Below are 22,301 nucleotides of genomic sequence, written 5' to 3'. Positions count from 1 at the left end.
CGACATCCAAATGTTGCGCCAGACTAGCATCTCGCTGGTCATCGCTGCGCAACACGGACAGGTTGGATGCAGCCACTATTCGGTCGAAACCGCTTCCTGCTGATTTTTCAAAGCCGCGTCCAGCGTATGCCAAGCCAGCGTCGCGCATTTAACGCGCGCTGGATACTCGCGGACGCCAGCCAATACCGCCAATTTACCGATCGCTTCCAGGTTGACGTCCTCGGTCTTGCCGGTGGTCATTTCATGGAATTGCTTGAACAAGGCTTCCGCCTCGTCCTCGCTCATGCCTTTGATGATCTCAGTCATCAGCGACACCGAGGCGGTGGAGATTGCGCAGCCGGAACCCTGAAAGCTGGCATCCTGGATCACATGGTCATCGTCGATTTTCAAAAACAGCGTCAGCTTGTCGCCGCACAGCGGATTAAACCCGTCCACCCGCCGGTTGGCGTCTGCCATGATGCGGAAGTTGCGCGGGTTGCGGTTGTGGTCGAAGATGACCTCTTGGTACAGGTCGCGTAGTTCGTCAAACATTAGCCAAACACCTCAATTAGGGACTTGATGCCTTGCAGCAAAACATCGATTTCTTGCCGGGTATTGTACATGGCAAACGAAGCGCGCGCCGTCGCCGGCACACCGTAAAAATCCATCACCGGCATCGCGCAATGGTGGCCGGCGCGCACGGCGATGCCCAGGCTGTCGAGCATGGTGCCGATGTCGTGCGGGTGAATATGGTCCAGCGTGAACGACAGAATGCCGCCCTTGTGCTCGGCTTGGCCGATGATGTTCAGTCCTTTGATTTCCCGCGCTTGTTCGGTCGCATAATCCAGCAGTTCCGCTTCGTACGCGGCAATCTTGTCCATGCTAATCGCGCTGACGTAATCGATCGCCGCGCCCAAACCGATAATCTCGGCGATAGCCGGCGTGCCGGCTTCGAATTTGTGCGGCAAGCCGGCGTAGGTGGTTTTTTCGAAGGTCACTTGCCGAATCATGTCGCCACCGCCCTGGTACGGCGGCATCGCTTCCAGCAAGGCCTGCTTGCCGTAAAGCACACCGGTGCCGGACGGGCCGTACAATTTATGTCCGGAAAACACGTAAAAATCGCAATCCAAAGCCTGCACATCGACCGCCATGTGCGGGATAGCCTGGGCGCCGTCCAATAACACCGGAATGTTTTTGGCATGCGCGGCGGCGATGATTTTATCGACCGGATTGATCGACCCCAAAGCGTTGGACATATGGGTGATGGCCACCAATTTGGTGTTGGCGTTCAACAATTTTTCAAACTCGTCGAACAGCAATTCGCCTTGTTGATTGATCGGTGCAACTTTCAACACCGCGCCGATCTGCTGGCACAACATCTGCCACGGCACGATATTGGCGTGGTGCTCCATGGCACTGATGACAATCTCGTCGCCGGCTTTTAGTTGCGACTTGCCGTAACTTTGCGCGACCAGATTGATGGCCTCGGTGGCGCCGCGCACGAAGATGATTTCCTTGTCGCTGTTAGCGTTGATAAACGCCCTGACCTTTTCCCGCGCCGCTTCGAATTTATCGGTGGCCTTGACGCTGAGGGTATGCACCCCGCGGTGGATATTGGCGTATTCGTGGCTGTAGGTGTGGACGATGGCGTCGATCACCGCTTGCGGCTTCTGGCAACTGGCGGCGTTGTCCAGGTAAACCAAGGGTTTGTTACGGATTTTCTCGCCGAGGATTGGGAAGTCGGCACGGATTTGTTCAATGGGATAACTCATAATATAAAAAATTTAATTAACCAACCTTAATAATATTTTTGATTTCGTCTTTACTAATAGTAGAAAAAGATAATTTTTTAATTTCTTTAGCCTTAAGTTCCAGAGAAATTGATTTTTTAATTTCAATTAACTCAGCAATTAACATAACATCTATAGCTGAAAGAAATTCCTGAGTCGATAGCTTTTTTAGCGCGATGTTTCCATTCTTATTAATTGTTAAGTTTGCCCTGCGAAATAAATCTATGGCATTTCTTATGTCATCTTTATTGATTTTCATTTTCTGAACGGACAATTCAGCCATAAACTCTTCAACCGAAATGTCTGAGAATGCCGAATTCGCTTTACAAGACAAGCTATAAATCAATTTAAGCTTTTCAACATCAACCAGAAAAACTCCCTTTTTATGCAACAAGTCTTTGTATTTTTCTGCTAAATTTATTTTTTCGATCGTACTAGCCGGCTTATCCTTCTCGGCCTTATTAACCAAGGACGCAAATTGGGCTGTCCCTTTTTTCTCCAGTTTGATACCGTTAATCGCCGCAAGAAAGGCGCTGAACTGGCTAAAACCCAATACTTTATGATCAAAAGCCTTATCTCTCGCCACCAACTTATTACGCAATTGCGAAATATTAATTGACCCTTTCTCGGATTTCAAAACTGTTTTCGTTAACTCAATTGCGACGCTCAATATTTTTTGTTTAATCACATCTTGATCTGACGATTTTTGAGTTTTACAAGGCACATTTGCTTGTGGAAGACCTTCGATGCTAGCGTTTATTTCTGGCAAATTTTGCGAACATTCGACAAACTCATCAGTATAGATGTACCGACTGCACGTTCCCTCAACACACTGACTCAAGGTCGAACTTTGCCCAACACCAATTACTTCTTTGCCGATCGCTCGTAACCGGCGAAAAACCGGACTAAAATCCGAATCTCCGGTAACCAGAACAAAATAATTGATATTATTAAATTGCCAAGCGCATTCCATGACATCGACCGTCATATAAATATCCGCTGAGTTTTTGCCTGATGCCGGATGGTAACAATGGATCAATTCGAATCCCTGCTTATTTAGCGTCGCCTGATACATTGCTAAATGAGGTCTGCTCCAAACGCCATAAGCGCGCCGAATGATTATTTGTCCCAACGCTTTCAGTTCGCTGATTAGGATCTCGACGCCACCTTGTTTGATCCAACTGCCAACATTTTCGGCATCGATAAAAACCGCTATCCTATTGCTGTCAATCATCTATCAAATCCGAGAATGATTTTTGAATCCCCAATTTCGCACCGATTTCATGTTGAAGAATGGCATCGCATGGGAGAAGCCAATGTCTTCGATCCCGAAAATCATTTAGAGTTGATTGACGGCGAAATTCTGGATATGGGGCCGATAAGCCCCAATCATGCCGGACACCGTATGCGCTTAACAAGTCGTTTCAACTTGTTACCCGATTTACCGGCAATCGTCGGCATAAATCATCCGATACAATTGAGCGCGTTCTCCGAACCCCACGCTGATTTGGCGCTATTGACGCCAGAGATTGATGACTATACTACCCGCCATCCCAAGGCCGCCGATGTACTGTTATTGATCGAAGTATCCGACAGCACCTTGCGCTTCGACCGCGAACAAAAGCGCCTTTTATATGCCACTCACCTAATTCCCGAATACTGGATCGTCAATCTAATCGACAACTGCCTGGAAATATACCGGCAGCCGGAAAATGGCGATTACCGGGAGCAGATTACGTTAGCCAAGACCGATCATATCAATCTGGTTTCGTTAACGGAGATTCAGGTTCAAGTCGCCGACATCCTGTAGGCGTTAGCCCACTACAAACTCATCGCCGGAAACCGCGCCAGCAGCTCCTGCAACAGGAAGCCTCTCAGCTCGGCATGGCCTACTTTATCGACCATCTCGTTGGCAAAGGCGAAGGTCAAAATATTCCGAGCCGTTTCCGCATCGACGCCGCGCGATTGCAGATAAAACACCGACTTTTCCTCCAACTGGCCGACGGTGACGCCGTGCGAGCATTTGACGTCGTCGTTGTAAATTTCCAGCTGCGGCTTGGTATCCACTTCGGCATCGGCCGATAACAGCAGGTTGCGGTTGTTCATTTCCGAATCGGTATTTTGCGCGCCCTCGGCAACGATGACCCGGCCCTGAAACACGCCGCGTGCCCTGTTATCCAGCACCCCTTTGTAAAACTCGCGACTAATGCCACGCGGCTGCAAATGGTTGATGCGGGTGTGATTATCCAAATGCTGGCGGCCGCCGGCGACGAACAAGCCGTTCAAGCTGCATTCCGACGCCTTGTCCAGATCGCTATGAATGTCAGTCCTCGCCAGCAAGCTACCCAACGCGAAATTATGATGAGCGAAGCGGCTGTCGGGCGCTTGTTTGACGTAAGTGCCGCCAAAATGTTGGGCCTTGGCAGCTTCCAGTTGGGCTTTGTACAGCGTTAAACCGGCATTGCGGCCTAATAGGCATTCGTTGACCGATGCCGTGAAATAGCTGTCGGCGCTGCCGAGATAAGTCTCGATGATTTCCGCTTCGGCCTGATCATTGATGATGAACACGTTGCGAGTCACGGCCAGCGCATTGGCTTCGGTAGCCACATGCAGAATCTGGATTGGTTTATCCAGTTGCTGCTTGGCGGCGACTTCGATTACCACACCGTCGGCAAACCAGGCTTGATTGAACGCGATCAAGTTATGTTCGCTACTGGCCACGGCTTGTCCCAATTGGCCGGCAATCGACTCGGGATTTTGTGTCAACACCTCGGCCAAACTGCGGACGCTAACGCCGTTGCTCAAACCGGCCAATGCCGACAAGCCCGAATCAAACCGGCCATTAACCAGCACCACGCTATAAGCATCTTCCAGGCGATATTGCTGTAACCACTCGGTGTCAACGCCCTGCTCCGCGGCCGGCGCAAACACAGTTTTGTTCAACGCCGCCAGATTGGTGTAACGCCATTCTTCCTCGCGAATATTCGGAAACCCGCGCTCGGCAAATGCGGCCAAGCCCTCGGCACGCAGTTGCTGCAACCACGGCAAATTGTGACCCGGCAATGACGCTGCCAAGTCCTGATACGCGTTCAAATACGAATAAGCGGATTGTTCGGCGGCGATCATGCGGCTTGCCCCTCCAGCCAGCTATAACCTTTCTCTTCCAACTCCAGGGCCAAGTCCGGCCCACCGGATTTAACGATTCTGCCATCGGCCAACACGTGCACCACGTCCGGCTTGATGTAATCCAGCAAGCGTTGGTAATGGGTAATCATCAGGAACGACCGCTCGGCGGAACGCAAGGAATTGACGCCATCAGAGACGATACGCAAGGCGTCGATGTCCAGGCCAGAATCGGTCTCGTCGAGAATGCAAAGATTCGGTTCCAAAACCGCCGCCTGCAAAATTTCGTTACGCTTCTTTTCGCCGCCGGAAAAGCCTTCGTTGACCGCGCGGTACAAAAACTTCTCGTCCATCTGTAGCAACTTGACCTTGCTTTTGACAATGGTCAAAAAGTCCATCGCATCGACTTCCGGCAGACCCTTGTGCTTCCGCATCGCATTCAATGCGGCCTTCAGCAGATAAATATTACTCACACCGGGAATCTCGACCGGATATTGAAACGCCAGAAAAACGCCTTCGCGGGCACGGATTTCCGGGGCCATATCCAGCAAGTCTTTGCCGTTGTAAGTCACGCTACCCTCGGTGACTTCGTAACCGGGTTTGCCGGACAGCACGTGCGACAAGGTACTCTTGCCGGCGCCGTTGGGGCCCATGATGGCGTGGACTTCTCCGGGTTTTATATCCAGGGTTAGGCCTTTTAGTATGGGTTTGTCGTTGATGGTTACGTGGAGATTTTTGATGCTGAGCATGTGTCTACCTAAGGATAAAAAATTCGGGCCGCCCAATCAGGCTGCATGTTGTATCGTCGTTTTCATGGCAAATTGATAGAGCGTTTTTGGCTCAATATCCGCTGCGCCATCGTTAAATTCCAAACAGCCCCATTCAGGATCAATCCGGGCCGTTTTGACCTCATCCGGAGAAACATATTGACTGATTAAATCCTGCAAATTTACTTTGGATGTTTGGCCATTTTCAAAGACCAGTTCAAAACTGTATCCATCGAGATGTTCAAATTTCTTAAGCTTCATTTTCTTTACTCCAAAGGGGCGATACTGTGAAAGTTTTGACTATCCCACATGGCTATCAATTCATCCTGATGTAATTCAGCCCATTCTCTAACTAATATGCGACATCTTCTGGGAATACTGCCGTCAATGATATTCAAATTCTCCAACTCCATTACTGCTTGATATTCGCCGTATTTGATATGAATATGACGAGGAGGATGCTCCTTATCGATCAAGAACATTCGGATAATAATTCCGTAGAAGCGAGATATTTCAGGCATTGGGGTTTAGTTATTTTCTCTACTTTTAGTGTCGCTATCGCGACGGTTTTTTAATGTCGGTTCTCGCACCGACAGGCGAGATACTTTCTTTTGCTTTGCCAAAAGAAAGTATCCAAAGAAAAGGCGACCCGAATGCCGCGTTAATCCTGCGCTCCTCAGGTTTGAGCGGGGTTTTCCGAAGGGGCTTCCCCAGCCCCTTCGGAAAACGCGATGCATCCCTGCATCGCCCCTGCGGGCAACTCCGCTCAACCCTCCGGTGCTCGGCGCGGCAAAACGGGAAGAAAACCACCCCGCAAATTAAAGCTATAAATCGAAATAGTAGGTCCAATTACGCCTCGCTAATCGGACCTACTCTGGGTTAAATGTTTATGATTTTTGTTTTTAAACTGTCGATGTCCATATTATATTCAAAAATCTCTATTTCTATACTCCGCAACCTAAAAAACATCATTGAAAACTCTTCACCAATTTCCCTAAGTTCATTTTGGAGCGAATCACACTCAGCAGATCGTTGATCAGACTCTTCTATCTCTTTTTCAAATTGAGGGTCATCTGGAGAAACATTTCCAAGTCCTCTATACTTTTCGAGAAACATTAATCTATGCACAATCTGCGTATTATTAACTCCAGAAATAAGACAATTTAACATTCGATCATATTCAACTTGCAAAACACTAATACGTTCTAAATTTATATTGATAAATTGAGTTAGTGCAGCTAGTTTTATATTCTTCTCTTGCGCATCAGTTGATTGCTGTAGCAACTGCCTTGTCTTTTCAAGCTCATCTTTCTGCAATTCATAAGTCTTGCAAATCAAGTAAAAAGCAAATACAGCCACGATAGGACTGAGGATACCACCTATATAGCTCCCAAATGCCGCCCAAACTTGAGTATCATTCGAAATTTGATCATTAAAGTTGATAAAATAGCTAGCAAAAACAAATAAAACAATTGCGTATATAAAAATCATTTCTTTCGTTTTAAATACATTCGCTTCCGATTTTCGCATCTTTAACTCTTCACCTATTAAACCCAATATTTATTTCAAATAGTGTTTATAGGATGAGTTGAGCAACTCGTAGGCTGTGCTGAACGGAGTGAAGCGCATCTAGCACTAACTATGCGCCTCCTTTCGTCGGCAGATCCTAAAAATTTTTGCCCATCCAAAACTCCAATCGCTTTAAATCCAAGAAGGGGTTATTCCCGTTATTCCGCCCCGAGCATCGCAGCTCTTGTGCCCTTTGGGTATTTGGCGAGATCAGCCCGCAGGGGAGCGGCAGGGATGCCGCTCGTTTTCGGAGGGGCTGGGAAGCCCCTTCCGAAAACCCTCGCCAAAAGCGACAAATTTGCCTGGAGCAAATTTGAACAGCCGATAGGCTGGCCCGCAAGGCGAAAACCATGGATGGTTTTCGTAAAAGCGCAGGAAATTGGCGGAATTCCGGGTGGCCTTTCTTTTGGTGACTTTTCTTTGGCCAAGCAAAGAAAAGTCACTCGGCCGTCGGGCCGAGACCCGACTTCAAAACCATCCTTCGCGATAGCGACACCACAAAAACAAAAGCCACCAAATAATCCGAAAACCATCGTGCTGGGTTACGGTTATCGCCTTTTATGCCCTAAGGGGTAAACCCAACCTACGAAAACCAACAATTTACGCATACAACAATCGCCCCTTGGGTTCAGGAATCACTCTACCCAGCTCCAAAGCAGTATCGATCCACTCCTGGATCACCACCTCGGCATTTTTGACAGCCTCTTGGTAACTTTTGCCATCAGCCATGCAACCTGATAGCTCCGGCACTTCCACAAGATAGGCTTGATCCGACTCGCTCCAATAAACAATCATTTCGTATTTATTCATCACGTAATCCCAATTGATATTTGACGATCACTTGTCGCACTTGTTTGACTTAATAGCTTTTTGCCATTGCGCCGTTTGGTTGCAAATTCAAAATTTCCGCAATATCGACGCGAGTAAAAATGTGGTGGTCGCCGCGGATTCTGACCTCGAAATCCATTCGTTGGAGTAACTGCATCAACTCGGCAAAGGCGATATTGCCATCCGATCTGCCGCCGAGAATCTTATACAGCAGCTTATCGTATTTGCCCATTACCCAACGGCCCCCTCCAAACTAATCCCCAACAAGGCCTGCGCCTCAACCGCAAACTCCATCGGCAATTCCTTAAACACTTCCTTACAAAAACCATTCACAATCATCGACACCGCATCTTCGGCCGATAAACCACGCTGCTGGCAAAAGAACAATTGATCTTCGCTGATCTTGGATGTGGTCGCTTCGTGTTCGACCTGCGCAGTCGGTTGCTTCACTTCAACATAGGGAAAAGTATGCGCGCCGCATTTATCCCCGACTAACAACGAATCGCATTGGGTATGGTTGCGGGCGTTTGTGGCGGATTTAGCAACCTTCACCAAGCCGCGATAAGTGTTTTGGGCCTTGCCAGCAGAAATCCCCTTGGACACAATGGTACTGCGGGTGTTCTTGCCGATGTGGATCATCTTGGTGCCGGTGTCGGCCTGTTGCAGATTGTTGGTCAACGCCACCGAATAAAACTCGCCGACCGAATCGTCGCCCAACAGCACGCAGCTCGGGTATTTCCAGGTGATCGCCGAACCGGTTTCGACTTGGGTCCAGGAGACTTTGGAATTGTGACCGCGACATTCGGCGCGTTTTGTCACGAAGTTGTAGATCCCTCCCTTGCCATCCTTATCGCCGGGATACCAGTTTTGCACGGTGGAATATTTGATTTGGGCGTTATCCAGGGCGACCAACTCGACCACCGCTGCATGTAGCTGGTTTTCGTCGCGCATCGGCGCGGTACAGCCTTCCAGATAGGACACATGCGAGCCTTCGTCGGCGATGATCAAGGTTCTTTCGAATTGGCCGGTGTTGGCGGCGTTGATTCTAAAATAGGTGGATAACTCCATCGGGCAGCGCACGCCTTTGGGGATGTAAACGAAGGAACCGTCGGTAAACACTGCAGAATTCAACGCGGCGAAAAAATTGTCGCCAACCGGTACCACGCTACCGAGGTATTGTTTAACCAACTCCGGATGTTCTTGCAGCGCTTCGGAAATAGGGCAAAAAATCACTCCCGCTTCTTTGAGCTTGCCTTTAAATGTGGTGGCAACGGAGACGCTATCGAACACGGCATCAACCGCTATACCCGCCAAGCGCTCTTGTTCATCCAAAGGAATGCCGAGCTTTTTATAGGTTTCCAGCAACTCGGGATCGACTTCGTCCAAACTTTTCGGGCCATCTTTCTTGGACTTTGGCGCCGAGTAATAACTGATGGCCTGATAGTCGATCGGGTCGATTTTCAGTTGCGCCCAATCCGGCGACGGCATGGTTTGCCAATGGCGAAACGCCTTCAGCCGGTATTCGAGCATGAACTCGGGCTCGTTTTTGACCTTGGACAAACGGCGAATCACGTCTTCATCCAAGCCCGGCGGAAAGGTATCGGCTTCCAGTTCGGTGACGAAGCCTTGTTTGTATTCCTGGCTGATCAGGTTTTCGATTTCTTGAGCGGATGTGGACATAGGCTTTTAATACTTATCGAAACAATTGGTTAACCGAAATATATACTTCTTCCGGCTGCTTAAATGGCGACACCATATCGGCCAGAGTGACCGATTCCAGCGCATTCGCAATTTTCTGGTTTATCAGATGCCAATTACCCTGAATTCGGCAACCGCTGGCCTGATCGCAGCCTTTGTGCGAAGCGCTGCATTCGGTCAAGGCTATTGGCCCTTCGAGGGCGCTAATCACTGTGGCCACTGTGATTCTCCCCGGCTCCCGGGCCAAAGCATATCCGCCTTTAGCGCCGCGCACCGATACGACGACATGCGCCTTGGTCAAAATTTTCAAAATTTTACTGACCGTCGGCTGGGCAATCCCGGTAACATCGGCGAGCTCAAAAGTACCGTGTAAACGATCTGCCTCCCGAGCCATGTGGCTTAGGATTACCGTTGCATAATCAGTTAATTTACTCAGCCGCAACATTCACCGTCCTCCAAAATTAGGACCATTTTAGTCTACTTTAAATTCCGAGTAAATAGCTTGGTTATTCTACCGCACACAGATTGCTGTCAAAAGACTCGTTCTGGCCCGCCGAAACCGTGCTCGTATAATTGCAATCCAACTTTCACTGAAACATTTGGATTTTTGCAATACACTTTTAGCCTACTCAGCCGTAAACCGACACCGAATTAGTTGTAACAATGTCACACATACGCAGCCCCATCATTTTGATGTACCACGGCACCCCGGACGAAACGCCGGATTCGGTGTATTCGATAAAATCTCAAGTATTCGCCAAGCACCTAAAATACCTGCAACAAAACGGCTGGAGCACCGTTCTGTTCAAGGACCTGGACCAAGCGCAGTCGTTGCCCGAGAAAAGCGTGGTGCTGACTTTCGATGACGGTTACAAAGACAACTTCCAAGGGGCTTTTTTACCATTGGCGGAACAGGGCATGAAGGCTTCTTGGTTTATCACAACTGACTGCATCGGCGGCCACGCCCACTGGCTAGGCAAAACTTCCGGGCAAACACAAATGCTCGACGCCGCACAGTTGCTCGAAATGCATTCAGCAGGCATGGAGATAGCGTCCCATACATGCTCGCATCCTGACCTATCGCTGCTTAGCTACGACCAGCAATTGGCCGAATTCGAAACCGCAAAAAAAGTGCTGGAGAACTTATTGTCCACCCCAGTGACAAGCTTGGCGTATCCGTTTGGCCGATTCAACGCCGATTCGATTGCCGCTGCTGAACGCTCGGGCTACTCTCGCGCCTGCACAACCCGCCCCGGTTGGTTCGGAAGCGAAAACAACCCCTTTCTAGTACGCCGCATAGCGATATTTTCCGGCGACAGCCCCAGCGTACTGGCTAGAAAACTAGCCTATGCCGACAACGACGTTTCTTGGAAAAAAATCGTGAATTACTATACTGGCCGCATACTAAGCAAGTTGCACATCAATGTCGGCATCCAGTGACAACTGCAATCGGTAATGGCCTGTTAAACGAAATTCCAAAAACCCGTTCGATCGACAGCCTCCCCGACGGGGAAGCTATTTGACGACGCCAGACTGCTCGCAATTACCGAACATAAACTACTATTCTCGACCGCAATCGAATTGAAATGGATAAAAATCGCTCGGGCCGAAAACTTACCTTTGCTTTCTGCACCTTCAACCGGGCAGAGCGATTGCCGAATTTAGTGGCATCAATGCGTATGCAAACATGCCCGATTCCATTCGAAATACTGGCCATCGATAATAACAGCGACGACGACACGCACAGCGTTTTGGAGCGTATATCAAAACTTCCGGGACCCAAGCTTAGATACGCACATGAGCCGAATCAAGGTATCGTAGCGGCGCGTAATCGGGCGATTGCCGAATCTCTCGACTCCGACATTCTGGTTTTTATCGATGACGATGAACTTCCTCAGCCCGGACTGTTGCAAGCAGCGGTAGACGCTATTATCAACGAAGGCGCCGAATGTGTGGGCGGCCGCATCGACATAGATTTTAGAACGCTGGCACGCCCAAATTGGCTGAGCGACGAATTACTGGGTTTTTTAGGCGCACTGGATCACGGAAACTCTGCTTTTTGGATCGAAGATGCGAGTACTCCAATCTGGGCTGGAAATATCGCTTACGACATGAACCTATTCCGCAATACCCCTGAGCTGAGATTCGATAAAAGATTCGACCGGAAGGGAAAAACTATAGGCGGTGGCGAAGACGTAATTATGTTCAACCAATTACTAAAATCGAAACATAAAATTCGTTACAGGCCGGATATGGTCATTCTGCACGCAATAGAGGCTTGGCGCCTTAAAAAAGAATATTTTATAAAAATTCATTATCTAGCCGGGTACCGCTGTGCGTTAAATGACTCCCCAGAATACAATCGGGCAATTTTTGGTGTACCGCCGTTTTTAATAGTGCAAAGCATTAAACAAACCTATAAATGGTTAATGCAATTACTAAAAACAGGAAGCGGCTTGAGACAAGCAATGAACATCAGCTATACTGCTGGCGAAATCATCGGCTGCTTATTTATTTGGAAATATGAATAAATCAAGAGCCACCACCATTCAATCCGATTAAAATATAATTTTGTGCGCGACATTGTTGTTCTGATATTTTTAGCAGCTTGTATTATCGCTGCAATAAAAAAGCCATGGTGGGGCGTACTTTCATTAGCAGTATTCAGCTATCTAAATCCGCACGCTTACGCATGGGGATTCGTAAGATCTCTGCCGGTTTATTACGTTCTATTTTTAGTGGTAACGGCCAGTACATTCGCAACGAAAGATAAACAACCAATTCCTAGAGACTGGCGCATCGCTAGCTTTATAGCGCTTTGGATATATTTTATTTTTACAACAACTCAGGCGCCACTACAGGAAATCGCATGGGCAAAATTTTGGTTTATTTGCAAAATATTTATACCTTTTTATTTTACATGGGTATTAATCAATACAAGAGAAAAGCTTTATTACCTGATTTCAACAATAGGCGCCTCAATTGGTATTGTAGCTGTTAAAGGCGGCATTTTTGCAATTTTAACTGCATTTGGACACCGTGTTTACGGCCCGCCAAATACGCAATTCGAAGACAATAATTTGTTTGCAGTAGCCATGCTTATGGCCATCCCTCTTTTATTGGTTTTGGAGAAAGAATTAACTAAAAAATGGCTTAAAACCGGCATAACGCTATCCATCCCAGTTATTTATGCAGCCTCGTTATCTTCTTGGTCACGAGGAGCTCTTTTGACGATGATAGCATTAACTTTTATGTTGATTTCAAATAGCAGACGTAAACACCTGATAATACCGATTATTATTGCAGGAATATTCTTAATGATACCAGCCATGCCTGATGAATGGTTCGGGCGCATGCATACTCTCGAGACCTATGAGGAAGACGCCTCGGCAATGTCACGGATAGAGGCTTGGACAGACGGGTGGAACTACGCCTTGAGTCACCCATTTACCGGCGCTGGATTCGATGGCTGGATACATGTCACCATGCGCGATTGGCACAGCTCTTACATTGAAATGCTTGCCGAACACGGCTTTATCGCCTTCGGATTATGGCTATCCATGATAATTGGCAGCGTTGTAAATTTAACCCGCTTGAAAGGAAAAGCCAAGCAGATTAACGGCATGGAATGGGTAGTTCACTACAGTTCTATGATCAGAGCCTCTATTATTTGCTATATGATAGGCACCGCCTTTTTAGGCTTGTCCTATTGGGATCTGATATACCATTTGATATTTATATCGGTACTAATAAAGCAATTTGCCATGCAAGAATTTTCAGAAAAAGAAAGACTCTCCTCCGAAAAACTAACAACCAACCGAAGACAAGCCATTGATAGTAACTTAAACTCAGCCATTCGTTAGAGATGGAAAACTTATTAATATCTCTTTATAGTTGTTTCACTACCGCACTCTGTTTAACGATTACCATTATAACACTTGCCGCGAGCAACTATTCAAGAACCGGCCCCAGAATTCGAAAGGAAATTGAAAAGCAATTTGGCTACTACCTAGTACTTGCTACAGCAAGATTGGCGCTTTGGTTATTTATTATATTCAATTTAACTTCACTACCTGGCAGCATTGCTATTTATTCGATTTCAAAAATATCCTCTCATATAAGTTTCAATTTGATTAGCAACTACCCCGGCTGCTTTATTTCAAGCGCAGCCATCACATTTTATTTTTTTCTACACCAACTACTATACTCTCCAGGAAGCATTCAAATTTCCTTTCAATATAGATTTTCAAGATTATTTTTCTTATGGGAGCTTTTATCCCCCAGTTTAATTGGGTTAATAAAGAATATATTATTATCATTTTTTATTTTGACCTGGATTACTGCACTTTGTTTCTCTGCACAGGAACATGACCTGCCGTTTCTTTTTTACACATTGGCTACAGCTATTTTTTACCTATCTATTTACTATGCCGTGCATGAAGAAGAGCCGCCGCTAATTCGATCAATCAAACAAAAAAAAACCAACATTGTCATGATAGGCGCCGATACGTTACGCTCTGATCGTATCGGTGGCAACGGTTACCCACGCGATCTCACTCCAAACATCGACAAACTAAGAATCCAAGGCGTCAGATTAAAAACTTGCATCACCCCTCTGGCCAGAACTGCTCCGAGTATTGCATCGCTTTTTACCGGCCTATGGCCACAGAACCACCGTATTCGAGACAATTATCCCTCCGAGCCGGATTGCAAGTTACCGCACGCATCATTGATCGATATACTTAATCAGCATGGATATCTCACAGCAGCAATATCCGACTGGTGCGGTGGTGATTTTGCAAAACTAAGTTTTAACTTTTCTGAAACGTCTGTAGCTGAAGACCAATGGAACATTAAACTTTTATTGCGCCAAGGACCTTCTCTAATTAGAAACGTTCTATCGCTGTTCGCAAAAAATGCACTAGGTAAACGTTTTCTACCCGAATTTTATTACTTGGCAGGTGCGACATTAACGAGCCAACTGGGCCGCGAGTGCAGAAAATATTTGGCCCGCTGCGCACAAAGTTCACAACCTTTTTTTATCAACTTGTTCACGTCCACTACGCACGTCCCGTTCAATTCCGAATACCCCTACTATAATTTATTCACTTCCAGAGATTACAAAGGAGAGTCGCGATTTATAATGACTCGACTGGCGTCCCCTGAAGAAGTTATTAACAAACAAGAAAAAAGCAGTGAGTTTTTCGACGTACCACAAATTATCAATCTCTACGACAGTTGTGTAAAACAATTCGATGACGAGGTTGGCAAAATCATAGACTATATAGATAAATCCGGTTTGTCAGACAATACAATCATCATAATCTACAGTGATCACGGAGCCGACTTCTTCGAAACCGGATGCTGGGGACAGGGAAACACCCTTATCGGAAACGACCCGAGCGGTAAGATTCCATTGATTTTAAAAGGACCCGGCATTCCACAAGGTATAGAATTCGAGCCAATTACTCGCTCGATCGACGTAATGCCGACCTTGCTGGAACTTTTGAATATTCCAAGGCCAGAGAATATAGACGGCACTAGTTTAGTTCCTAATATCGAGAATCAGACATCTCCTGAGCTTTTCGCGTACCAAGAAACCGGGATATGGCTGGGGAAAATCCCAGGATTACATCCACGCCAAATATACTATCCAAATATTGTCGAGTTATTGGATATACCTAATAAAAATAGCGGAACATTGGTCGTTAACGAGAAATTTTACCCGGACGTTATCTATGCCAAAAACAGATCCATACAAAATCAAAAATGGAAGCTGATATACATTCCAACTTATGACGGCCCAATTTATCAGCTATATGATTTGGAAACCGATCCATATAAAGATGTTATTAATCAATTCCCGGATATATTCGATAAGCTGAAAGTACTATTGGATACACATATCGCGAACGACCCGGTTAAACCCGCCCCGCAGCAGTGAGTAACCTCTACTTTGTTTAAAACACGATGGTTTTTCGCGATTCTAGTAGCTCAGAATATCAGATTTGTTCGCTGATAAAGCCAATGTAGATTAATAGAGTTAGATTATTTTGGCCTAACAGATTGATGAAAAACTCTTTTTTGCGACCAATTGAGTCTATAATTTAAGGAAAAAAATAAAAATTTGACACCAATTAGTCGCCCCCCCCCCCCCGTGAACGCCGATTTTTTTCGAATACCAGTATTCAAACCGATAGTAGAAATTGCATGCTTGATGGGCACGCAAAAACCCGGCTCGGAGAGTCACTATTTGCCGAAAGATTTTTTCGGGCCTCCTGCTAGAAAAAATCGGCAAAATTGCGCGACCGCTTACACTTGATAATAGTTTAAATACCACTCGACAAAACGCGCTATACCTTGCTCGATACTGGTATTCGGTTTATAACCGACATCGCTGACTAAAGCTTCGACATCTGCGTAGGTATCCGGGACATCGCCCGGTTGTAGCGGCAATAACTCTTTTTCCGCCGTTTTGCCCAAATAGCGCTCTAACGTCTCGATGTATGCCATCAATTCTACCGGATTCTGGTTACCGATATTGTAAACGCGCCAGGGCGCCCTGCTGGTGCCCGGGTCCGGGTTCAATCCGTTCCAGTCCGGATTGGGCTGAGCATTATGATCCAGCGTACGCATGACGCCTTCGACGATATCGTCTATATAAGTAAAATCGCGCCGGTGTTTGCCGTAGTTAAACACCTTGATTTTTTCACCCGCCAAAATAGCCTTGGTGAACAAAAACAACGCCATATCCGGACGCCCCCAAGGTCCGTAAACCGTGAAAAAACGCAGCCCTGTGGTCGGCAACCGATACAGATTGCTGTATGTATGCGCCATCAATTCATTGGCTTTTTTCGAGGCGGCGTACAAACTTAACGGATGGTCGACATTGTCATGTACCGAAAACGGCATCGATTCATTGGCACCGTAAACCGAACTACTGGAGGCGTAAACCAGATGCTCGACGTTGTGGTGTCGGCACCCTTCCAAAATATTGATAAACCCGACGATATTGCTATCGATATAGGCGTGCGGATTTTCCAGCGAATACCGGACGCCGGCCTGCGCCGCTAAATTGACAACTTTTTGCGGCTGGTACCGTTTGAAAGCGGCGTCAATACCTGTCCGATCGGCAATATCCAATCTGACGTCGATAAACCCGGAATAATCTTTGATTCGAGCCAAACGGCTGAGCTTGAGATTGACGTCGTAATAGTCGTTGAGATTGTCGATACCGATAACCTCGTCGCCGCGTTCCAGCAGTTTAATCGCCAAATGGCTGCCGATAAAACCGGCCGTGCCGGTCACCATAATTCTCATCGCTTACAACCTTGCATCGGTTTGGTCGGCCGGGAACAAATACTTCAAATCGTAGATAATGGTCTGCGGCGTACCTAAGCTCCTGATCTCGGCAATAGGCATTTGTCGGAATTGATCGTGGGCCACTGCCAGAATAATTGCGTCGTATTTGCCTTTTTCCGGGTGATCGACAGGAGATATACCATACTCGTGGCGCGCTTCTTCGCCATTGACCCAAGGGTCGTATACGTCGACGTTAACCCCGTAAGTATGTAACTCGGCAACAATGTCCACTACCCTGGTGTTGCGTATATCCGGGCAATTTTCCTTGAAGGTCAAACCCATGATCAGTACATTGGCTTCCTGGACGTGGATACGCTTTTTCAGCATCAATTTGACCAGTTGCGATACCACATAAACGCCCATACCGTCGTTGATGCGGCGACCGGACAGAATCACTTCCGGGTTATAACCGATCGCTTGGGCTTTATGAGTCAAATAGTAAGGATCCACGCCGATACAATGCCCGCCCACCAAGCCAGGCCTAAACGGCAAAAAATTCCACTTGGTGCCGGCAGCCAATAGTACTTCTTCGGTATCGATACCCAGTTTATTGAAGATCAATGCCAACTCATTGATCAACGCGATATTAACGTCGCGTTGCGTGTTTTCAATCACTTTAGCGGCTTCGGCGACTTTGATACTGCTGGCTTTATGGGTGCCGGCAGTAATGATACTTTTATATAGCGCGTCTACTTTTTCGGCAATCTCCGGCGTCGAGCCGGAAGTTACCTTCAGAATATTGGTCACCCGATGCTGTTTGTCGCCGGGATTAATTCGCTCGGGGCTATAGCCGACGTAAAAATCCTGGTTAAATTTCAAACCGGAAACTTTCTCAAGAATCGGCACGCAAACTTCCTCGGTGGCGCCGGGATAGACTGTCGATTCGTAAATCACGATATCGCCGCGTTTAATAACCTTGCCCAGCAGGTCGCTGGCTTTTTGCAACGGCGTCAAATCGGGCTGTTTGTGTTCGTTTATCGGCGTCGGCACCGTCACAATGTAGACCGAACAATCGGCTATATCCTGCAAATCGGCGCTGTAGGTCAGCTTTGTGGCGGCAGCCAACTCTTCTTCGCTGACTTCCAGAGTGTGATCGCGCCCGGCACGCAATTCCTCAATTCGATGCCGATTGATATCGAAACCCACTGTCGGATACTTACGGCCAAACTCGACCGCCAATGGTAATCCGACATAGCCCAAACCAATCATGCCAATTTTTATGTTATCCAACATCGACTAATTCCTCCACTGCCGGACTGATACTTTTTAAGTGAGTTATTTTTTGGCGATGCAGCCCCATGCCACCAACCAAGCTTGCGAGAGGTAGCTATCGGCGGTCTTGGGAAGCCCCCCTTTCAACACCATTTCCAAAGTATGGTTGATGATGCCAAAAAAGTAAGTGTAGGCTAGCAACGGATCAATGGCCTTGATTTCACCGTCTTTAACGCCGTTCTGAAAGATACGCTTGATTTTGACGAATGCAGCCGTCTCGATTAAAGGTTTGGGTTCGGACAAAAACTCATCGCTATTGACAAATAGCAGAAACTGCACAACCTCGGGCGCATCGTCGGTTAGTCGGAACAATAAATCGACAATTTCCCGCAATTGTTCCGCCGCCTTACGGTTGCGGCGGCGAATATCGTCTATCGAGATACTTAAACTATCGAGAATATTCTCGTGTAAAGTCTGCGCGATGGCTTGTTTGGTTTTGAAAAACTGGTTAATCCCGCTGTTGGTTTTAATACCCAGCGCACTCTTGATATCGGTCAACGACGTATTGAAATAGCCTTTTTCGGCGAACAGTTTCAGCGCCGCCTGCAATACTTCGTCCTGGCTAACCGTTTTTTTCTGCGTATTCTCTGATGTTAATTCTAATTCTTGTTCCATGCTCTTATATACAGCTTTACCTGCTGTTTACTCTCTGTTATTGCAGTATTAATACCGCTTTATTATTTTATTCGCTGATGGTGGAAAAAGCCGCTACAAGGTAATTGACCATCGACCACAACGTCAAAATTGCCGACAAATATAATAGCCAATAACCCATAGAGTTGATCGGCAAGCCGAATAAGTCTTCCCGGTACAGTAGCAAACTGACTGCAGTCATTTGCGCAGTGGTTTTCCACTTTCCCAACACCGACACCTTAACCTTGGCCCGTTGACCGATCTCCGCCATCCATTCCCGTAGCGACGCTATGGCAATCTCACGGCCGATGATAACGGCCGCCGGCACCGCCAAAAAAGGATTGCCTTGCTCCTGCACAATCAAAACCAGAACGATCGCTACCATCAATTTATCGGCAACCGGATCCAAAAAGGCGCCGAAAGCCGTTTGCATATTCATCTTTCTCGCCAAATAACCGTCCAACCAATCGGTAACGCCGGCAATCAGAAAAATTAGCGTACTGGCGATATTCGAATATTGCCAAGGCAAATAAAACACGACGGCCAACAACGGGATCAGTGCGATCCGCAGCAAGGTCAAATAAGTCGGAATTGTGAATCTAATGGCCATCTTGGTGGTGAAACGTATCGTAAATCCGCTGCGCTAATTGTCGGCTAATGCCATCTATACTGGCTAAAGCATCCACACCCGCACTGGACACCCCCTGCAAACCGCCAAACTGCTTCAGCAAAACCTGTCTTCTTTTCGGCCCCAGTCCGGCGATATCCTCCAATACCGATTGCTTATTGACTTTACCGCGCCTTTGTCTGTGCCCGGTTATAGCAAAACGATGCGCCTCGTCGCGAATCTGTTGAATCAATAGTAAAGCGGACGCTCCCGGTGTCACATCCAACGGCTGGCTATTACCAACCAGAATGATTTTTTCCATGCCGGCTTTGCGATCTGGCCCCTTGGCAACCCCGACTATCATAACATCGTTTATCTCCAATTCGGCCAAAGCCTTTTCCGCCTCCGCAACCTGCCCCTTGCCGCCATCGATAAACAGAATATCCGGTGCCCGGTGCTCACCTTGCTTCAAGCGCTTGAACCGTCTGTAAACCGCCTGGTAAATCGCCGCATAATCGTCGCCCGGCCTTATGCCTTCGATATTGAACCGCCGGTAATCACTTTTCACCGGCCCCTCCCGGTCGAATACCACGCACGACGCCACGGTCTGTTCGCCTTGGGTATGGCTGATATCGAAACACTCCAATCTTTCGGGAATGGCGTCACAAGCCAACTCCTGCTGCAAACTGGCGAATCGGCCGAACAGTCCCTGCTTATCCGCCAGACGAGCGGCCAACGCGTTCTCGGCATTGGTAACCGCCATTTGCAACCATTTCAATCGCTCCCCTCGCACATTGTTCGAGATCGCCACCGCGTGCTTGGCCTGCTCGGCCAGCACTTCGCCGACCAAAGCCGATTCCGGCAAAGCATGACTGACAATAAGTTCGTGCGGCGCCGTCTTATCCAGATAATACTGGGCAATAAACGCCTGCAATATTTCTTCCGGACGGTTTTCCTCCAGCATCTTCGGAAAAAACTGCCGATTGCCCAAGTGTTGGCCATTACGGATGTAAAACACTTGCACACACGCCATGCCGGTTTTTGCGGCGCAGGCAACGATGTCGACATCGCCGCGCTCCCCTTCCACGCATTGTTTCTCCAGCACCGCACGCAACCGCGCGATTTGATCGCGGTACGCAGCGGCCTGTTCGAACTCCAGCGCTGCTGCAGCCGCCTCCATCTTGCCGACCAGCCGATCGATCAGCAATCCGCCCTTTCCCTCCAGAAACAGAATAGTGTTGTCGACATCCGCGGCGTATCGCTCCCTAGCCACTAATCCGACGCAAGGCGCAGTACAGCGCTCGATCTGATACTGCAAGCACGGCCGGGAACGGGCGTTGTAATAGGAATCCTCGCACTGCCGCACCGGAAATATTTTCTGCAATAGTTTCAAGGTTTCTTTAACGGCGCTGGCGCTCGGGTACGGCCCGAAATATCTGCCGCGCCGCTTTTTGGCGCCTCGGTGGAAAGTCAATTGCGGAAAGTCGTGAAAACTGGAAATAAACACATACGGATACGACTTGTCGTCGCGCAAACTAATGTTATAGCGCGGCTTGTGGCGCTTAATCTGCTGGCTTTCCAACAACAGCGCTTCGCCTTCGGTATGAGTCACAGTGACCTCAATGCCGGCGACTTTAGCGACCATCGCTTGCTGTTTGGGCGAAGCGGCGTTACTCCTGAAATAACTCGACACCCGGTTCTTCAGGTTTTTAGCTTTGCCGATGTAGATAATCTCGCCTTTGTCGCCCAGCATTTTGTAAATGCCCGGACGTTGCGTCAGCGTTTTGATGAAAGCCTTGGCGTCGAAGCCTGCTGCGTCGCTATCAGTCACGGCCCGCCAACAAAGATCGAATGGTCGCAAATACGTCGGCCAGCATCGCCATGCTCAAACGCTTGGTCTGCACATTGTAGCGGCTGCAATGGTAGGAGCTGACCAAAACATTGCCGCCGGGCAACTGAAAACACTGGTGATGGCCGAATTTGGCGGCACTACTTTTCAAGCCATAAGCGCGCAACACGGCTTGGTGGGCGATATTACCCAAAGCCAAAATGACGGCATTGTCCGGCAAAGTCTCGATCTCGGCGGCCAGATAACGATTGCAGCGTTTAATTTCGTCGCCGGTAGGTTTATTTTGCGGCGGCAGACATTTCACCGCATTGGTGATCCGGCAATTGTTCAAAACCAAGCCATCGTCGAGAGCGGCCGAATCCGCTTGATTACTGAAACCGAAATCGTACAAGGCTTGATACAGCAGCAGCCCGGCATAATCTCCCGTAAAAGGCCGGCCGCTGGCATTAGCGCCATGCATACCCGGCGCCAGACCGACCACCAGCAACCGCGCAGCAGGATCGCCGAACGGCGCAACCGGCTGGGCGTGGTAATCAGGGTATTTAAGCTTGACGTTATCGAGAAATCCTGCCAAACGCTGGCAATCCCGACAATCCTGGTTAAAGCAATTCGAATCCAACATAACAAAAGCCAAAAAAATCTTGCTGATTTTACCCGAGCCGACGAAATTCTGCCGCTTCGACGTCGGAAGCCCGGATATGCGAAGCCGGCGCTAATCAGAAAACCGGCAAAACGCAACGCCCCTCCCGCATTACCATAACCCACCGCTCACAGCGTAATCCGCTGCCGAGTATTCGAACCCGTCAGCGGCGCAAAAAAAAGGG

Annotated in this window: 24 protein-coding genes; 6 read left to right on the top strand and 18 right to left on the bottom strand. The window is 48.0% G+C overall.

The window, feature by feature from the left end; genetic code table 11:
- Positions 1-75: 75 nt before the first annotated feature.
- From sufU to MKFW12EY_RS08985, 3 genes are read right to left on the bottom strand one after another with little or no spacing between them, the layout of a single operon-like run.
- A complete protein-coding gene (sufU, locus tag MKFW12EY_RS08995; protein WP_054760681.1) occupies positions 76-531 on the bottom strand; it encodes a Fe-S cluster assembly sulfur transfer protein SufU in 456 nt (151 codons plus the stop codon).
- Positions 531-1,751 (bottom strand): cysteine desulfurase, encoded by a 1,221-nt coding sequence (locus MKFW12EY_RS08990; protein ID WP_221054394.1) that lies wholly within the window; start codon positions 1,749-1,751, stop codon positions 531-533. The genes sufU and MKFW12EY_RS08990 overlap by 1 nt, the downstream gene beginning before the upstream one ends.
- A gap of 16 nt (positions 1,752-1,767) precedes the next feature.
- Positions 1,768-3,003 (bottom strand): NYN domain-containing protein, encoded by a 1,236-nt coding sequence (locus MKFW12EY_RS08985; RefSeq protein WP_054760677.1) that lies wholly within the window; start codon positions 3,001-3,003, stop codon positions 1,768-1,770.
- A 15-nt stretch (positions 3,004-3,018) separates the two neighbouring features.
- Between MKFW12EY_RS08985 and MKFW12EY_RS08980 the strand changes: the two genes are divergently transcribed.
- Positions 3,019-3,579, top strand: coding sequence for a Uma2 family endonuclease (locus tag MKFW12EY_RS08980; protein ID WP_054760676.1), 561 nt, complete (start codon positions 3,019-3,021; stop codon positions 3,577-3,579).
- Positions 3,580-3,590: 11 nt separating this feature from the next.
- Here the strand turns inward: MKFW12EY_RS08980 and sufD are convergent, their stop codons facing one another.
- The 5 genes from sufD to MKFW12EY_RS08955 form a co-directional block, all read right to left on the bottom strand.
- A complete protein-coding gene (gene sufD, locus MKFW12EY_RS08975) occupies positions 3,591-4,895 on the bottom strand; it encodes a Fe-S cluster assembly protein SufD (RefSeq protein WP_054760674.1) in 1,305 nt (434 codons plus the stop codon).
- Positions 4,892-5,641 (bottom strand): Fe-S cluster assembly ATPase SufC, encoded by a 750-nt coding sequence (gene sufC / locus MKFW12EY_RS08970; protein WP_054760672.1) that lies wholly within the window; start codon positions 5,639-5,641, stop codon positions 4,892-4,894. Before sufC ends, sufD begins: the two co-directional genes overlap by 4 nt.
- Before the next feature lie 36 nt (positions 5,642-5,677).
- Positions 5,678-5,920: a DUF2442 domain-containing protein gene (locus MKFW12EY_RS08965; protein ID WP_054760669.1), complete on the bottom strand. Its 243-nt coding sequence runs from the start codon at positions 5,918-5,920 to the stop codon at positions 5,678-5,680.
- A gap of 5 nt (positions 5,921-5,925) precedes the next feature.
- The gene (locus MKFW12EY_RS08960) at positions 5,926-6,180 is read right to left on the bottom strand and encodes a DUF4160 domain-containing protein (protein WP_054760667.1); all 255 of its coding nucleotides are present in this window, start codon (positions 6,178-6,180) and stop codon (positions 5,926-5,928) included.
- A gap of 358 nt (positions 6,181-6,538) precedes the next feature.
- A complete protein-coding gene (locus MKFW12EY_RS08955) occupies positions 6,539-7,189 on the bottom strand; it encodes a hypothetical protein (protein ID WP_221054393.1) in 651 nt (216 codons plus the stop codon).
- Between the two features lie 273 nt (positions 7,190-7,462).
- On the opposite strand from MKFW12EY_RS08955, the gene MKFW12EY_RS08950 reads away from it, so the two are divergent.
- Complete coding sequence (locus tag MKFW12EY_RS08950; protein ID WP_245006473.1) at positions 7,463-7,804, top strand: hypothetical protein; 342 nt, start codon at positions 7,463-7,465, stop codon at positions 7,802-7,804.
- A 24-nt stretch (positions 7,805-7,828) separates the two neighbouring features.
- Here the strand turns inward: MKFW12EY_RS08950 and MKFW12EY_RS08945 are convergent, their stop codons facing one another.
- The 4 genes from MKFW12EY_RS08945 to MKFW12EY_RS08930 are packed head-to-tail and all read right to left on the bottom strand — an operon-like array spanning position 7,829 to position 10,199.
- On the bottom strand, positions 7,829-8,038 hold the full coding sequence (locus tag MKFW12EY_RS08945; protein ID WP_054760663.1) for a type II toxin-antitoxin system HicB family antitoxin: 210 nt from the start codon (positions 8,036-8,038) through the stop codon (positions 7,829-7,831).
- 49 nt (positions 8,039-8,087) lie between these two features.
- A complete protein-coding gene (locus tag MKFW12EY_RS08940) occupies positions 8,088-8,288 on the bottom strand; it encodes a hypothetical protein (protein WP_054760662.1) in 201 nt (66 codons plus the stop codon).
- Positions 8,288-9,736: a Fe-S cluster assembly protein SufB gene (gene sufB, locus MKFW12EY_RS08935; protein WP_064021901.1), complete on the bottom strand. Its 1,449-nt coding sequence runs from the start codon at positions 9,734-9,736 to the stop codon at positions 8,288-8,290. Before sufB ends, MKFW12EY_RS08940 begins: the two co-directional genes overlap by 1 nt.
- Positions 9,737-9,749: 13 nt before the next feature.
- Positions 9,750-10,199, bottom strand: coding sequence for an SUF system Fe-S cluster assembly regulator (locus tag MKFW12EY_RS08930; RefSeq protein WP_054760659.1), 450 nt, complete (start codon positions 10,197-10,199; stop codon positions 9,750-9,752).
- A gap of 284 nt (positions 10,200-10,483) precedes the next feature.
- Here MKFW12EY_RS08930 and MKFW12EY_RS08925 point away from each other — a divergent pair, with 284 nt between their 5' ends.
- From MKFW12EY_RS08925 to MKFW12EY_RS08910, 4 genes are all read left to right on the top strand, one after another.
- Entirely contained in the window at positions 10,484-11,194 is a 711-nt protein-coding gene (locus MKFW12EY_RS08925) for a polysaccharide deacetylase family protein (RefSeq protein WP_245006472.1), read from the top strand.
- 146 nt (positions 11,195-11,340) lie between these two features.
- The gene (locus MKFW12EY_RS08920; RefSeq protein WP_054760655.1) at positions 11,341-12,285 is read left to right on the top strand and encodes a glycosyltransferase; all 945 of its coding nucleotides are present in this window, start codon (positions 11,341-11,343) and stop codon (positions 12,283-12,285) included.
- Positions 12,286-12,327: 42 nt separating this feature from the next.
- Positions 12,328-13,617 (top strand): putative O-glycosylation ligase, exosortase A system-associated, encoded by a 1,290-nt coding sequence (locus tag MKFW12EY_RS08915; protein ID WP_054760653.1) that lies wholly within the window; start codon positions 12,328-12,330, stop codon positions 13,615-13,617.
- A 2-nt stretch (positions 13,618-13,619) separates the two neighbouring features.
- Complete coding sequence (locus MKFW12EY_RS08910) at positions 13,620-15,698, top strand: sulfatase family protein (protein WP_221054392.1); 2,079 nt, start codon at positions 13,620-13,622, stop codon at positions 15,696-15,698.
- A gap of 368 nt (positions 15,699-16,066) precedes the next feature.
- Here the strand turns inward: MKFW12EY_RS08910 and MKFW12EY_RS08905 are convergent, their stop codons facing one another.
- The 6 genes from MKFW12EY_RS08905 to MKFW12EY_RS08880 form a co-directional block, all read right to left on the bottom strand.
- On the bottom strand, positions 16,067-17,074 hold the full coding sequence (locus MKFW12EY_RS08905; RefSeq protein ID WP_221054391.1) for an NAD-dependent epimerase: 1,008 nt from the start codon (positions 17,072-17,074) through the stop codon (positions 16,067-16,069).
- A gap of 3 nt (positions 17,075-17,077) precedes the next feature.
- Complete coding sequence (gene tviB, locus MKFW12EY_RS08900; protein WP_221054390.1) at positions 17,078-18,349, bottom strand: Vi polysaccharide biosynthesis UDP-N-acetylglucosamine C-6 dehydrogenase TviB; 1,272 nt, start codon at positions 18,347-18,349, stop codon at positions 17,078-17,080.
- Positions 18,350-18,391: 42 nt separating this feature from the next.
- Positions 18,392-19,003 carry a TetR/AcrR family transcriptional regulator gene (locus MKFW12EY_RS08895; protein WP_064025185.1) on the bottom strand — a complete coding sequence of 204 codons (612 nt, stop codon included), beginning with the start codon at positions 19,001-19,003 and terminating at the stop codon, positions 18,392-18,394.
- A 67-nt stretch (positions 19,004-19,070) separates the two neighbouring features.
- Positions 19,071-19,631 carry a CDP-diacylglycerol--glycerol-3-phosphate 3-phosphatidyltransferase gene (gene pgsA / locus MKFW12EY_RS08890; protein ID WP_054760649.1) on the bottom strand — a complete coding sequence of 187 codons (561 nt, stop codon included), beginning with the start codon at positions 19,629-19,631 and terminating at the stop codon, positions 19,071-19,073.
- The gene (gene uvrC / locus MKFW12EY_RS08885) at positions 19,621-21,459 is read right to left on the bottom strand and encodes an excinuclease ABC subunit UvrC (RefSeq protein ID WP_221054389.1); all 1,839 of its coding nucleotides are present in this window, start codon (positions 21,457-21,459) and stop codon (positions 19,621-19,623) included. The genes pgsA and uvrC overlap by 11 nt, the downstream gene beginning before the upstream one ends.
- Positions 21,452-22,099 carry a uracil-DNA glycosylase gene (locus MKFW12EY_RS08880; RefSeq protein WP_054760691.1) on the bottom strand — a complete coding sequence of 216 codons (648 nt, stop codon included), beginning with the start codon at positions 22,097-22,099 and terminating at the stop codon, positions 21,452-21,454. The genes uvrC and MKFW12EY_RS08880 overlap by 8 nt, the downstream gene beginning before the upstream one ends.
- Positions 22,100-22,301 lie beyond the last annotated feature (202 nt).

The organism is Methylomonas koyamae (genome assembly GCF_019669905.1).
Taxonomy (GTDB): Bacteria; Pseudomonadota; Gammaproteobacteria; order Methylococcales; family Methylomonadaceae; genus Methylomonas; species Methylomonas koyamae.
Note: the sequence above shows the minus strand (reverse complement) of the source record. Positions and strands in the feature narration are given on the sequence as shown.